General features: G+C 66.2%; 13 protein-coding genes. 8 read left to right on the plus strand and 5 right to left on the minus strand.

Annotation, left to right across the window (positions count from 1 at the left end):
- Nucleotides 1-9 precede the first annotated feature (9 nt).
- Together BKG76_RS14965 and BKG76_RS14970 are read left to right on the plus strand one after the other, a co-directional pair.
- Nucleotides 10-1695 carry a hypothetical protein gene (locus tag BKG76_RS14965; RefSeq protein WP_070939254.1) on the plus strand — a complete coding sequence of 562 codons (1686 nt, stop codon included), beginning with the start codon at nucleotides 10-12 and terminating at the stop codon, nucleotides 1693-1695.
- Nucleotides 1692-2894: a CHAT domain-containing protein gene (locus BKG76_RS14970; RefSeq protein ID WP_109420870.1), complete on the plus strand. Its 1203-nt coding sequence runs from the start codon at nucleotides 1692-1694 to the stop codon at nucleotides 2892-2894. The genes BKG76_RS14965 and BKG76_RS14970 overlap by 4 nt, the downstream gene beginning before the upstream one ends.
- On the opposite strand, the gene BKG76_RS14975 is transcribed toward BKG76_RS14970, so the two are convergent.
- Nucleotides 2891-3331 (minus strand): hypothetical protein, encoded by a 441-nt coding sequence (locus BKG76_RS14975; protein WP_083338119.1) that lies wholly within the window; start codon nucleotides 3329-3331, stop codon nucleotides 2891-2893. The two genes, BKG76_RS14970 and BKG76_RS14975, sit on opposite strands and share 4 nt — an antisense overlap.
- Before the next feature lie 68 nt (nucleotides 3332-3399).
- Between BKG76_RS14975 and BKG76_RS14980 the strand changes: the two genes are divergently transcribed.
- The 3 genes from BKG76_RS14980 to BKG76_RS14990 all read left to right on the plus strand — a co-directional run bounded on the left by BKG76_RS14980 (nucleotide 3400) and on the right by BKG76_RS14990 (nucleotide 7359).
- Nucleotides 3400-4725 (plus strand): hypothetical protein, encoded by a 1326-nt coding sequence (locus BKG76_RS14980; RefSeq protein WP_070938323.1) that lies wholly within the window; start codon nucleotides 3400-3402, stop codon nucleotides 4723-4725.
- Nucleotides 4722-5801 carry a hypothetical protein gene (locus BKG76_RS14985; protein ID WP_070938324.1) on the plus strand — a complete coding sequence of 360 codons (1080 nt, stop codon included), beginning with the start codon at nucleotides 4722-4724 and terminating at the stop codon, nucleotides 5799-5801. Before BKG76_RS14980 ends, BKG76_RS14985 begins: the two co-directional genes overlap by 4 nt.
- A 106-nt stretch (nucleotides 5802-5907) precedes the next feature.
- Complete coding sequence (locus tag BKG76_RS14990) at nucleotides 5908-7359, plus strand: amidase (protein WP_070938325.1); 1452 nt, start codon at nucleotides 5908-5910, stop codon at nucleotides 7357-7359.
- Between the two features lie 9 nt (nucleotides 7360-7368).
- Here the strand turns inward: BKG76_RS14990 and BKG76_RS14995 are convergent, their stop codons facing one another.
- Both BKG76_RS14995 and BKG76_RS15000 read right to left on the minus strand, forming a co-directional pair.
- Complete coding sequence (locus BKG76_RS14995) at nucleotides 7369-7884, minus strand: DUF2505 domain-containing protein (protein WP_070938326.1); 516 nt, start codon at nucleotides 7882-7884, stop codon at nucleotides 7369-7371.
- A gap of 10 nt (nucleotides 7885-7894) precedes the next feature.
- Nucleotides 7895-8398: a DUF2505 domain-containing protein gene (locus BKG76_RS15000; RefSeq protein WP_070938327.1), complete on the minus strand. Its 504-nt coding sequence runs from the start codon at nucleotides 8396-8398 to the stop codon at nucleotides 7895-7897.
- 65 nt (nucleotides 8399-8463) lie between these two features.
- Between BKG76_RS15000 and BKG76_RS15005 the strand changes: the two genes are divergently transcribed.
- Complete coding sequence (locus tag BKG76_RS15005; RefSeq protein ID WP_070939255.1) at nucleotides 8464-9549, plus strand: UDP-N-acetylmuramate dehydrogenase; 1086 nt, start codon at nucleotides 8464-8466, stop codon at nucleotides 9547-9549.
- On the opposite strand, the gene BKG76_RS15010 is transcribed toward BKG76_RS15005, so the two are convergent.
- A complete protein-coding gene (locus BKG76_RS15010) occupies nucleotides 9454-10689 on the minus strand; it encodes an MFS transporter (protein ID WP_070938328.1) in 1236 nt (411 codons plus the stop codon). The two genes, BKG76_RS15005 and BKG76_RS15010, sit on opposite strands and share 96 nt — an antisense overlap.
- An 87-nt stretch (nucleotides 10690-10776) precedes the next feature.
- Here BKG76_RS15010 and BKG76_RS15015 point away from each other — a divergent pair, with 87 nt between their 5' ends.
- Nucleotides 10777-11211, plus strand: coding sequence for a winged helix-turn-helix transcriptional regulator (locus BKG76_RS15015; RefSeq protein ID WP_070938329.1), 435 nt, complete (start codon nucleotides 10777-10779; stop codon nucleotides 11209-11211).
- Here the strand turns inward: BKG76_RS15015 and BKG76_RS15020 are convergent.
- Complete coding sequence (locus BKG76_RS15020) at nucleotides 11198-12430, minus strand: serine hydrolase domain-containing protein (protein WP_070938330.1); 1233 nt, start codon at nucleotides 12428-12430, stop codon at nucleotides 11198-11200. The two genes, BKG76_RS15015 and BKG76_RS15020, sit on opposite strands and share 14 nt — an antisense overlap.
- 101 nt (nucleotides 12431-12531) lie before the next feature.
- Here BKG76_RS15020 and BKG76_RS15025 point away from each other — a divergent pair, with 101 nt between their 5' ends.
- Nucleotides 12532-12975 carry a hypothetical protein gene (locus BKG76_RS15025; RefSeq protein WP_070938331.1) on the plus strand — a complete coding sequence of 148 codons (444 nt, stop codon included), beginning with the start codon at nucleotides 12532-12534 and terminating at the stop codon, nucleotides 12973-12975.
- Nucleotides 12976-13012: the final 37 nt, after the last annotated feature.

Genomic DNA, 13012 nt, shown 5'->3' on the forward strand with positions numbered 1-13012 from the left:
TATTCGGAGGTGACGATCATCGGCGATCTGCAGCGCGCCCGTCACTTGGCGTTGGCGGCCCAGGAAGAATCCGCCAAGGAGATCCTGTTGCGGCTGCTGGCGCAGGCCGAGGAGACCGATCGCGATGACCTCGCGTGTGAGGTGCTGGCTCAGCTCGCCGAGATCTACCTGGTGCGCACCGCCTACGACGGCGTGGTCGAAGGCGTCCGGCGCATCCGCGAGTGCCTGAGCACCTACACGGAAATCCGCGCGGGGCGCCGGCCCGATCTTGCCGCGCAGGTCACCATGTCCGATGACGAGATCGACCACCTGATCAGCCGGTATACCCGGCGTGCGGAGTTTCTTGCGACCGGACTTGCCGCCGCCAACGGCGATCACCCCGGCGCCGCCGCGCACCTGCAGGCACTGATCGAGACCGGCGGGGACTTCGAGGACTTGGCCGCCGAGCACCACGGCCTCATCTGTTACGGCAGGATCCTGATTGCCCGGGGTCTGTGCGACGACGACATGTACGCAGACTCGGTTCCGGTGTGGGCCGAGGTGCTCGACCGGCTCGAGGAGTACGCGCGCCAGGGCGACCCCGAGTCCGATCACCTGTTCGTCAACGGCGCGCTCTCCTATGGACGGTTCTGTGTGGAGACCGGCAGGCTCGACGAGGCGCAACCGTGGCTGCGCCGGGCCGAGGCGCGGGCCGGCGCCAGGGATTGGCGTTTGGCCTGCGCGCGGGCGCAGTTGGAACGCGCGGCGGCTCGGTGGGCCTTCGGCGATATCGCCGAAACTCAGACGCTGGTTCACCAGGCATACCCCGCGATCGCCGAGCATGTCCGTGCGCACGACGTGTCCCGCAGCTGGCTGTACTTCGGGCTGATCAGGTTCAGGATGGGCGCGCTGGACGAGGCCGACGAATGTTGGGGCCACGCCGAGCGGCACTGGCGCGAGATCGAAAAACCACTGCACATTCACCGAATTCTGTTACAGCGCAGCTGGATCGCGATTCTGCGCGGTGATTTCGCCGCGGCATCGGAGAAGGTAGCGCAGGCCCGGGAACTGCTGGACGCCTACCCGCGGCACAGCTGGCTGCAATACGCACGTCTCGATGATCAGCTGGGCAACATTTGGCGTGCCGACGCGCTCGCGGACCTGGGCCTGGAGCCCGGCGCGGGCACGGTGTCCGGTGCGCCCGGCAGCACGGGATACCAGAGTGCGATGTCCAAGCTTCAACAGGCCGCGGACCTCAAGGTCCCGGCGGCCTTGGCGGTCGACGCGGTGCGCTATGCCATCGCCGATGCGGGAGCGCGGATGCGCTGGGCCCGGTGCGTCTCGGCGCCGATGCTGGCGGGCGCCTTCGCTGTCGCCAAGGAATGGGACAACGCCGCGCTTGTCAGTGAGTTGATCGAATATCACAGCGCACGAGGTGCTTTCACCACCGAGGTGAGCGATGCTCCGTCGGCTCCGACCGCCGGCGCGTGGGCTTGGACCGCCACCGCGGCAGTTCCCGTCGAGGGCGACCTGGCGCTTGTCGCCGCGGCACCCCCGGTGCAGGCGGACGGCGGGCTCACCCGCTTGGGGCCGCTGCCACCGCTGCGGATGGACCCTGCCGGTGATCAGATCATGAGCGGTTATCGAGAGTTGGCCCGGCAGCGGTACGGCCGCGAGGTGACCGCCGTCGACGACGAATGGTCGACCTGGCCATGACAGACACCTTGGTGCTGCGATTCGCTGACGTGGGCGTCGCCACCTACGCCAGCCTGCGGGTAGTGGGGGAGCCGGAGCGCACGGTGACCTGGGTTATCCAGCAGCAGCCCCTGGAAACGGTCTGCGACGCACTCGATTCCGCCTTGCCGGATCCGTGCGGCGCCGAGACAGCGCTCATCGCCATCGAACGCGCGTTGACCACTGGGGCGTTCGCCAGCCCGAACGCGGAATTCGAGCTTGCCGGTGCGCTGGGGTCCGAGTTGGTGGCCGACGACGGCTGGACGTTGTTGTCCGAATTGTCCGGGCGTACGTCATCTCAGCGGGCCGTGCTGTTCGTGACTCCCAGTCCGAAACTGGCGCGGGTGCCCTGGGGGCAGCTGGCGATGCCGGGGCCGGATGGTGTCCGATTGATGGAACTGGTCGACGTTCTGATGGCGGTGCCGCCGAACATCGTTCACGCGCCGCGCCGGTCGGTGCGCTGGCACGAGCGCCGGGACGGCCCGGCGGTGTTGCTGCTGGACCCGCGGATTCCGGGGCAGCGACCGGATTCGACATTGGGCTCGGTACTGGGTCGGCCCGCTCCGGAGGGTGCGCTGACCCGTCATTTCGGCGAGCTGATGGACGACCGTCGGGTGCTGCCTGCGGTCGGTGCATCGGTAGAACTGTTCCGCCGGAGCGATATCGATCGCCACTGGCTTGCGCAGGCGTGCGCACAGGAACCCTCCCGGCTCTTCTATGTCGGGCATGCCAGTGCGGCAGAGGGTGCCGTTGGCCACGCTGAGCGGGCCGCCCTCCATCTGGCCGAGGATCGCCCGTTGACGGCGGCCGACATGATGGCCGCGCAGTTTCCGGTCCCGCCGCGAGTGGCGCTGTTGGCGTGCTCGTCGGGAGGCGACTACCGCTTCGATGAGGCGACCGGGCTTGCCGCGGCGATGATCTTGGGTGGTGCGGAGTTGGTGACCGCGACCCTGTGGTCGTTACCGACTACCGCGGCATACCGCCAATTCGGTTCGTATACAGCAGATCCCATGGCAGATACGGTTGCTGAGGTAGACAGTGCGCACTGTGATGAGGACGCCGGCCGCGCGGTGAACCGTTGGCAGCGGGCCCGATTGCGGCGCTGGCGTGACGGCGACCAGACGGCCAGTCCATTGCACTGGGCGGCCGTGGTCAGTTTCGCCGTCGACGGCGCCCGCTAGATCAGTTGGCGCACCCGTACCGCGATGATGCTGTGGTCCCCTGGCCGGTAGTACGCGTCGATCACGCTGCCCGGTGCCATCTTCGGCAGGGTGGACGCCGGTATCACCGCGGTTTCGCGTACCGGGAACTGGCCGCCGTCCGGCCTGGTCACCATGAGATCCAATTGCACCTCGCGGCCCGGACCGGTGGCGTTCACGCCGGTGACGACTCCGCGGGAGCGGGTGCCCCCATCGATCATCGCGCGCTGCGCCGCGGTCAACAACCGCTTGCGGATCAGCAGGTGATCGAACTCGGCGGCGAATTCCTCCACCGTGACGAGGCGTTCGTCGGCCTCCTCGTCCGGATGGACACACGTTGTCCGGCGGCCGCACAGCAAAGCGACGCATCCACCGAAGGTTCGGGAAATGGCGGGAAACAGTCCTGTGGTCATGTCGATAGCGTCGACCCGGCCGGCTGCTACCGAACCCAACTTTTGTTCTGCGGACAGCGATTACCCTTGTCAGGATGAGTATCGGGTCGGCAACATCCGAGGGCGCCGTCAGGGTGCAATCGGCCGTGCCGCGCCGTGCCGTGATCGACCGGGCATGGCGTGCGATCGGCTCCGGTGTCGAGGTACTGAGCGCCGACGACGGCGGACCGCTGCGCCGGACGGTGAAACGGATCCTCGACCCGCTGGTGCTGCGGCTGCGCAGCAACACCTCCTTTTCGGCCCCGGTACTGGCCCCCGAGGTGGCCGCCGCCATGCACGCCCTGATCGTGGGGCATGGTCCGCAGTTGAGGGCGGCGGCGGACTGGTTCGTGATGCTGAAGGCCGAGCGGCGCAGGCAGCGTATTACCACCGGCAACGCGCAAGAGCTCTATTTCCCGGTGTGTTTCGAACTGGCTGTCACCAAAGGCGTTCCGCAGAAGGAAGATCAGCACACCGCGACGGAGGTTCTGCACGATCTGCACCGCGGCCGGGACCGTACGGCGATCGAGGTGCTCAATCGCCATGTCGAGGACCCCGCCGTGGTCGCCAGACTTGCCACACTGCGGGACCGAAGCTGGCGCGATGTGCGGCCAGACGACACCATCACCGGACCTTTCTTCACCGGCCTGGTCACAGTACTCGGTGCTGCCGGTAGCCATCGTGAGGTGACTGCGCGCCAACGGGTTTGGACGGCGTTGATTGCCGATGCCACGCCGTACAACCTAGGGGCAAGCGCTCATGGCGCTGCCACGGTGCCGTGGTCGATTGTCGAGATCGGATTGAGTTCGGTTGAACCGCAAAGACCTCCGGCCATCGACGGTGATGCGGGAGGTGATCGCCCGATGGATCGCAGCGTTGTAGATCGGGTGCGGGCCACGCTGCGCCGGGCACTGGATCGTGATGAGCTGCCCGATGTCCCGCTGTTGTGCGCGGAGGAGGTCGATAGGGCTTGCGCCCCATGGGGCCTGATGAGCGAGGACAAACAGGCCGCCCTGGTGGCTGGGGTTGAGATGGCGACGGATCTACGGCCGCTCGGTGATTCGGTGCCGACGCGCTATGAACTGTCCGGACGGGTGCAGGCACGGCTGGTGAAAGAGGCCTACGTGATGCATGCACGGCGCTATCTCGCGGCAGGTGAGGCCATTCACCCCCGGCAGCGACAGGTGGTCGACGACCTGGCAGCTTTCGCGCGGCCCTATCTGAGCCGGTTGTGGGCCAGGTTGCACGGTCGCGATGTCTGGCAGGAATCCTGCGGTGACGTCGATGATCTGCGGTCGCTACTGGAGGGCGCGGCCCGCTCGGTGAGCCTGGACCATCGGCAGCGCATCAAGGCCATGCTGGAATTGCGGGCCGCCGGATGAGGCTTGTCAACGAATCCGGTTTGTGGACAACGGGAGCCGCCCCAGCCCCGATTCCTGCGGTGGCGGTCCTGGAAGTCAGTGGCGCGGTGTTGTCGTGGCCGGTTGACGAGCCGTCGCGGCCGCCGGTGGTGAGCTTCACCGACGCGGCCCGGGCTGACTGGATGTGGCGAATGCTCGGCGAGACAGGGCACGTCGCGGTCATCGAGGCCCTGCGCAATGCTGATCCCGCGAGGATGATCGAGCTGCCGTCGGTCTCCGTGCTGCCGGGGTCGGCGGACTCCTTGCGACGGTTGGCGCTGGGCCATTGGCTTCGGCGGTGGTGGCCCGCCAGTCGCCGCGACGGCATTACCGTGCTGGACCGTGGGGTGCTTGATGCCGAGGTCGCGGTGCTGACCGCGGCGGCAGAAGACTATTTCACCGACGACACGCTGGACGCCGATGTGGCCGGCCTGTTGGCACCGCGCGGCGTGGCACTGGGGTCCCATCGTGACCCCCGGGTGGAGGTGCTCGCGGCGCAGTGCCGAGACCTGGCCGATGAGATGGGACTGGAGTGGGAGGCACAGGACGTCGGGGTCGCGCGGCGCGAGGATTACGCACTGGCCGCGGGGCCCGCAGACGGATCTCCGTCGCCGGGCGCGATCGCGACGGGCGATGTGACCATCGCCTGGTCGGTTGTGCCCCCGGGGGTCTTTGATGCGGCCGAACGCAATCTGGACTGGGCGGTGGTCTCGGAGGGTGCGGTGGTCACCGCACGGTTGCGGGCGGCGGTATCCGGCCCCGATTCGGCCGCGGGCATTCCGGTCTCGTTGCGTTGCGGGCCTTTTCATGCGGTGGGCGTGTTGGATGCCACGGGTGGTGCGGTGCTTCCGGTGTTCGATGCCGACGGACAGCCCGTCGACGAGGCGCGGGCCTGGGACGCCGACTGGTCGGCGACGGAGATCAGCGTGGGGGCCACGGGCCCTGCCGAGTCCGGTGAGTTGCGGGATCGGGTCCGGGCATTCGCGCGCGCCCGTCTGGCCGCCCCCACAGCCGACGCATTCCTGGCCGAGCTGCTGGCTGTCGAATCGGACTACTGACGGCTCGGTGTGCGTGCGAGCGTGCCCATCGCAAAGAAGAAACACCGATCCTGTTGCGCTGAACGGCATTTTATGTCCTCCGTGGAGTGCGGATAGCGTCAGATCCATGGAATGGAGTTTTGAGTCAGCTGAGGCCCTTGCGATCGCGTTACGTACCGGTGCGGTCACATCGGTAGCGCTGACCGAGGAGGCAATCGCCCGTATCGAGCGCGACGACACGGCGATCAACGCGGTCTGTGTTCGGGACTTCGACCGCGCGCGGGCCGCTGCGCGCGATGCCGATCAGGCGCGTGCTCGCGGCGAGGATCGGCCGCTGCTCGGTATCCCGATGACGGTCAAAGAGTCCTACAACGTGGCAGGACTGGCCACGACCTGGGGCATGCCCCAGCACAGGAACTACATGCCGACCGACGACGCGGTACAGGTATCACGGATCAAGGCCGCCGGCGCCGTCGTGCTCGGAAAGACGAACGTGCCCTTGATGCTTCAAGATCTGCAGAGCTTCAATGAGATCTACGGCACCACCAACAACCCGTGGGATCACGGTCGAACGCCGGGGGGATCCTCGGGCGGATCGGCGGCCGCATTGGCGTCCGGATTCGGTGCGCTGTCCATCGGCTCGGACATCGCCGGCTCGCTGCGCACACCAGCTCATTTCTGCGGCGTCTACGCACACAAGCCGACACTCGGACTTGTGGCGAATCGCGGTCATCTGCCGCCGCCCAATCCGCCGTTGCCCACCGACCGCGATCTGAGCGTGGTCGGCCCCATGGCGCGCACCGCCCGTGACCTGGCGCTGTTGTTCGAGGTGATGGCCGGGCCGGATCCACTCACCATGGGCGTGGGATTCGACGTGGCTCTACCACCCGCCCGCCGCGAACGGCTCCGCGACTTTCGTGTCCTGGTCCTCGATGAGCATCCGCTCGTCCCCACAGGATCGGCCGTGCGGGCAGCGATTGACCGGGTCTCCGACGCGCTGGTCGACGGTGGTGCGCGCGTCGAACGGTACAGTCCGCTGCTTCCCGATCTGGCCGAAGCCGCAGGGCTGTATGCCGAGCTGCTCACATCAAATCTCGCGGCAGGTTATCCCGTGGAGAGATACGAGCAGCAGCGGATCCTCGCTGCCACCCTGAGCCCTGATGACAGGGGTTTCGATACCGCGTGGTTGCGCGGCCCGGTGTTCAGCCATCGCGATTGGATCGAGGCGAACGGTCGTCGCGAGCTGCACCGTCACGGCTGGCGAGAGCTCTTCGCCGAATTCGATGTGGTGGTGTGTCCGATCACGCCGACTCCTGCCTTCCCGCACGATCACGCACTGAATCTGCAAGAACGGCATATCAATATCGACGGTATCGAGTACCCGTTCGTCAATCAGCTGGTCTGGGCGGGCGTGGCGACCATGCCCGGCCTGCCCGCCACCGCAATACCGGCGGGCCGATCCACGGAAGGTCTGCCGGTAGGAGTGCAGCTCGTCGGTCCCATGTTCGAAGACCACACCACGCTGCGGCTGGCTGAACTGCTCGAGCAGAAAATTGGTGGCTTCGAAGCGCCGAGATAACGCCTGTAACTAGTGGTGCTTCGAGATCCAATCGGCGATGAAGCCTTCTTCCACACGGAACAGGTCGCCCAGGTGGTACAGGATCAGGTCTTCGAGCTTGCCCCCGATGAACGGGATGTACACCTTGCACGTGCTGGAGAGTTTCAGCTGGGAACCTTGATCGGTATCGGTCAGCGTGCAGACCCCGGTGAAGGAACCCGGTCCGGCCGGCACCGAGGCGCCGTAGCTGCCGATCGCCGATCCTTTGCGGTGATCGAACGGGGCGAAATGCTGTACCCGGGTGATGACCATGTCGGTGAGCATCACCTTCTGCGCGATCGGCGGCAAGTAGATACGGGGCAGATTCTGCTTGAGCACCACGTCGATACCGTCGTCGGTGACGATGAAGGTGTGAATCTCGGAGACCGGCGTGAGCCACCCGTACGCCGACATCAGGGTTTCCCAGTAGTCGCGGCTCGCGAAGTCCTGGTAAATCTTCTCGGCCGGAGCCGGGAAGTTCACCGTGGATACCGTGCGCTTGGACATTTGACCCAGGTTAGCCGTGGGTGGCGATCCACTCCGAGGTGAATCGCTGCTCCGCCGACAGCAGGTCCATCAGCTTGCCGCCGACGAAGCCTTCGATCTTGCCGCCTACCAGCGGAATCTTGACTTCCACGCTGATCTTCAGATCCAGCCGCGCGCCCTTGGCCCCGTCGTGCAGGCGGGCGGCGCCGGACAGGGTGACGGGCGCACCCGGTATCGAGCCCACCACGGTGCCCTCGGATACACCGTCGGAGATGGCGCCCCACTTCTCGGTGCGGACAATCTGCAGATCGCCGCGGTGAAACTGCGACACGATGCCCGGCAGCCGGTCGCTGCGCAGCACCTGAGTGGTCACGATTTCGAGGGCGCCGCCGTCGGATTTCAGGGAATCCAGTGTCGCGGTATCAGCACCGGAGCTTGTCAGACGTTCATTCCAGTAGGTCTCGTCGGCGAAGGCCGCATGGACTTGCTCGACGGTAGCCGAGTACTCCACTGACAGGTCAAATGAGCGCGCCATGGGTGGCAAGGCTACCGTTAGCGCCCGTGAGCTTGGATGAGCCGCTTGCGCGAAGACCGAAAAGGCTGACAGCGGCAACGCGCGCGGAGATCGAGGATCTCGGCGCCGCGGTGACCGATGATGCCCCGCTGGCTTCGTTGACGACATTGCGGTTGGGGCCGGTGGTCCCCGCGCTTGTTCGGTGCGAGAGCACCGCGCAGGTGACCGGCACGCTGGCCGCGCTCGCCGGCCAACCGACCCTGCTACTCGCCGGTGGTTCCAATGTGGTTTTGGCAGATGAGCTGCCGGACCTGACGGTGGTTCACATCGCCGCGGCCGGTGTCGCGGTGGAGGGGCCGCTGCTGCGCGCGGATGCGGGAAGCAATTGGGACGAGGTGGTGGCGTTGTCGCTGCGGGCCGGTCTCGGTGGGCTGGAATGCCTCTCGGGAATCCCGGGCACGGCGGGCGCTACCCCTGTGCAGAATGTGGGTGCCTACGGCGTCGAGGTTGCCTCGCTGCTACGACGAGTGCGGGTATTGGACCGGGGAACTGGCCAGGTGCGCTGGTATCAGCCCGACGAACTGGGGTTCGGTTACCGCACAAGCATTCTCAAGGGCACCGATGCTCGCGTGGTGCTGGAAGTCGAATTCGGTTTGTCCACGGACGGACTGAGTTCTCCGATCCGCTACCCGGAGCTGGCCAAGGAGCTGGGGGTAGCGCAAGGGGAGCGCACCGACGCGCTGGCCGTACGCGAGGCGGTACTCGGACTGCGCCGGCGCAAGGGCATGGTGCTCGACGAGTCCGATCGTGACACCTGGAGCGTAGGCTCATTTTTCACGAATCCTGTTGTCGCAGAGGGTGACGTGGATGACGTTCGGGCGCGGGTGCGCGATCACCTGGGGCCGGATACCGTGATGCCGCAGTATCCGGCTGAGGGTGGAGTGAAACTGTCGGCGGGCTGGCTGGTGGAGCGCGCCGGATTCGTCAAGGGCTATCCGGGGGAGCAGTCGACGGTGCGAGTGTCCACGAAACATGCGCTGGCACTGACGCATCGCGGTGGGGGTAGCTCCGGTGAGTTATTGGCGCTCGCACGCACCGTGCGTGATGGGGTCCTGGAGAGCTTCGGGGTGCGGTTGGTGCCTGAGCCGGTGCTGGTGGGCTGCTCTCTCTGAGATGGCCCAATAGGCAAGTGCGCCAACGCTGATAGTGGCACCCAGCAGGCACACGCATGTCCATCCGTGGACCGAGTACACCCACGTCGACACGATGGCGCCCACGGCGCTGCCCATGGAATAGAAGGTCATGTAGGCGGCCGTCAGGCGCCCGTGAAGTTCGGTGTCCAGCCGGTAGATGAGACTCTGGTTCGCCACATGCACCGACTGCAGGCCAAAGTCGATGATCACGACAGCTAGGGCGAGCCCGAGCAGGGTCCAGCGCAGGGTTGCCGCCAAGGCCCATGCCGCCAGCATCAAGCACAGCCCGATGCCGGTGACCCGGGTGGCCCAGCCGTCATCGCACCACGCGCCTGCTTTGAAGGCTCCCAGCGCGCCGGCGGCCCCGGCCAACCCGAATAGACCGACTTGGGTGTGCGACAAGTGATATGGAGCAGCCGTGAGCGCCAGCACCATGGGCGTCAGGAGCACGGTGATGGCGGCGAAGATGAGCATCGCGATGACGGCATGCGAACGCAGGACCGGCTCGTCGTGCAGCAGTCGCAGCGTCGAGAGCAGCAGCCTGCGGTAGGGGAGCCCCTGCCGCGTACGGGCGGATCGGGGCAGGGTGCGCATCAGCATCCCGGCAGTCGCCACCGTGGCGATGGCCGCCACCACATACACCGACCGCCAGCCGAGGAGGTCGGATAGTGCGCCGGATACCGTGCGCGCCAGGAGAATTCCGCTGATAATGCCGCCGGTGACCACACCGACGGCCCAGCCCTGTCGCTCCGGCGCGGCGTGCACCGCCGTGTAGGTGACCATCACCTGGGTCACTACGGCCAGTGCGCCCAGGGTGCTGATGCTCGCCAGGAATGTCCACGCGTTGGGCGCGATCGCTGTGGCGAGCAGTGACACTCCCAGCAGTACGGTCTGCCCGACGATGAGCCGGCGTTGATCGACGATATCGCCGAGGGGCACGATTAGTAGTAGACCGATGGCGTAACCGATCTGGGTGAGCGTGAGCACGATGCCGACTTCTGCTGTGGGCATCGAGAATTGCACGCCGATGGTGTCCAGCAGTGGCTGGGAGAAGTAGATGGTTGCCACCGCGAGCCCGCAGGCAAACGAGAACAAGACGATGACGGGTCTGGTCAGCACGCGCGCCCCTCGGTAGAGTTGGTTTCACTTCGCAACCGTTTGAGCATCGCATGGACGGTTGCATTTTGCAACCAAAGGAGTTGGCCGATGGTGGGACGCGCCAGTCATGCGGAATCGAGCTGCACCCTGGCAAGGCCGTTGGGTGAGGTCGGCGACGGCTGGTCGTTGCTGATCGTCCGCGACGCTTTCGACGGATTGCGCAGATTCGGGGAGTTTCAGAAGAGTCTTGGGCTCGCCAAGAACATCCTGGCGTCCCGTTTGGCGGCGCTGGTGGACAACGGCATTCTGGAGGTCGTTCCGGCCGGGGCGCGGCACGAATATCGACTGACGGACAAGGGGCGCGGCCTGTTTCCCGTCTTGGTCGCACTGCGGCAGTGGAGTGACGAGTTCTGCTTCCTGCCGGGTGAACCACGCGTTTCTCTGGTGGATTGCGAGACATCGCGCCCCGTGCGGCGCTTTGAACTGCGAGCCTCCGATGGTCGCTTGCTGACGCCGGAAGATACGACAGTCAGTTCAGGTTGAGCCAGTACCCGCCGTGTTCCTGATATCCCAGACCGCGGTAGACGGCGTCGATCAAGGACTGTGCCCGCGAATCGACCACGATGCCGGTGCCTTGCTTGGTCATGGTGTAGCCGAAGGACATTCGTGCCCCTGGGTCGGCGAAGCCTGCCGAACCGCCCATGCCGCAGTGCCCGAACGCCCCCGGCGCCAGGATGAGGCTGCTGCCTTCACCCAGGGCGCGGTTGTCGCCGCCCGTATGAAAACCCAGTGTCCAGCGGGTGGGGATGCCGATCGTCGCGTCGATTGCCGACGCGGACACGACCTGCGACATCTGCACGATCTGTGCGCTGCTGACAACACGCGTGCCATCGGCACTGCCGTCGAGCGCCAAGGGGCGGTACATCGTGGCCAGACCCCGGCCGTTGGATATGCCATTGACTGATGGGAACTCCGCGGCATGAAACGCGCGGGTGTTGATCTGGCGTTCCGCGGTAGGTGCGGGCAGCAGGAATCCGCCGGAGTTGAGGACGACGAGCCCGGGTATCGAGGTGGGGTCGGTGAGGGCGGTACGGAAGAAGACGGGCAGCTTGGCAAGGTCAGTCGGGATATCAGCGGCGATGGATTGCGCAACGCGGTGTTCCTCGTCCTCGGGCAGTCCGATCCAAAAATCGGCACTGAGCGGCCCCGCGACCGCCTCCCGGAAGAACTGGCCCACTGTGCGTCCGGTGATCCTGCGGACCACTTCTCCGACCAGATGGCCGATGGTCAGCGCGTGATACCCCGATCGAGTGCCCGGCTCCCATAACGGTGCCTGAGCCGCGAGCAGGCCGGTGATCAATTCCCAGTCGGCATAGCCCTTATCCGGCAGCGGTTCTCGTATCGCCGCCAGACCCGCCTGATGGTTGAGCAGCATCCGAACCGGTATGCCGGCCTTGCCATTCTCGGCGAACTCCGGCCAGTAGGCGGCCACCGGCGCGTCGAAGTCCAGCTGGCCGCGGTCTGCCAGCACATGAGCGCATAAGGCCGTGGCCCCCTTGCTACAGGAGTACACCGGCACGACGGTGTCGGATTCCCATGCGGAGCCGTCCTCGTGGGCCGATCCGCCCCAGAGGTCGACGACAACGTCACCGTCGACCATCACGCAGACCGCCGCTCCCAGCTCGCCGCGCTCGGCGAAATTACGTTCGAATTCCTCGCGTACCTGGCTGAACCGTGCGTCACAGGACCCACTCGTCGTCATGGGCCGACGGTAGGCGAAAGCGATACCGCTTGGGCTTGTCTTCAGGGATTGGAGTCGCGGGTCGTCTACCGTTCGAAGGTCGCCGACGAAGGAGCGCCCCCATGCGGATCGGATTCCTGGCATTACTGGTGTGGTTCGGCATGCTCGCGGCGCCGGTCGCAGCGGCAGACCCGGGCGCGATGCCGGTGGACCCGTCGTCCGCGGAGGGAGCCGCTGTCCTGGCGCCTGCCCTTGCGGATGTGACGGCCCAACTCGGCAAGCCGGTTCGTCTGGATGTACGCAGCCTCAAGGCCGCCGAAGGCTGGGCCTTTCTGTGGTCCGCCATCCAGGGGCCCGACGGCAGCCCCGTCGACTACAGCGGGACTCCCTTTGCCGAGGCCTCCGCCAACGGTGTCCTATCGAAGAAATACGTGGCGCTGCTGCATCAGGACGATCAGGGCTGGACGCTCGTCGACAGGCGCGTGGGCCCGAGCGATATCGCCTGGGCCGGGTGGGGTGCCCAGTACGGTGCACCCGCGGCGATCTTCGATATACCGGTCTACTAGCCGATTCGCGGCACAAAACCGCACGTCCCGCCCGATC

The sequence above is a fragment of the Mycobacteroides franklinii genome (assembly GCF_001853795.1).
GTDB classification, from domain to species: Bacteria; Actinomycetota; Actinomycetes; order Mycobacteriales; family Mycobacteriaceae; genus Mycobacterium; species Mycobacterium franklinii.

Coding starts and splice junctions, on each gene's coding strand:
- BKG76_RS14970 (WP_109420870.1), top strand. CDS start 1,692: ATGACAGACACCTTGGTGCTGCGATTCGCTGACGTGGGCGTCGCCACC.
- BKG76_RS14980 (WP_070938323.1), top strand. CDS start 3,400: ATGAGTATCGGGTCGGCAACATCCGAGGGCGCCGTCAGGGTGCAATCG.
- BKG76_RS14985 (WP_070938324.1), top strand. CDS start 4,722: ATGAGGCTTGTCAACGAATCCGGTTTGTGGACAACGGGAGCCGCCCCA.
- BKG76_RS14990 (WP_070938325.1), top strand. CDS start 5,908: ATGGAATGGAGTTTTGAGTCAGCTGAGGCCCTTGCGATCGCGTTACGT.
- BKG76_RS14995 (WP_070938326.1), bottom strand. CDS start 7,884: ATGTCCAAGCGCACGGTATCCACGGTGAACTTCCCGGCTCCGGCCGAG.
- BKG76_RS15000 (WP_070938327.1), bottom strand. CDS start 8,398: ATGGCGCGCTCATTTGACCTGTCAGTGGAGTACTCGGCTACCGTCGAG.
- BKG76_RS15015 (WP_070938329.1), top strand. CDS start 10,777: ATGGTGGGACGCGCCAGTCATGCGGAATCGAGCTGCACCCTGGCAAGG.
- BKG76_RS15020 (WP_070938330.1), bottom strand. CDS start 12,430: ATGACGACGAGTGGGTCCTGTGACGCACGGTTCAGCCAGGTACGCGAG.
- BKG76_RS15025 (WP_070938331.1), top strand. CDS start 12,532: ATGCGGATCGGATTCCTGGCATTACTGGTGTGGTTCGGCATGCTCGCG.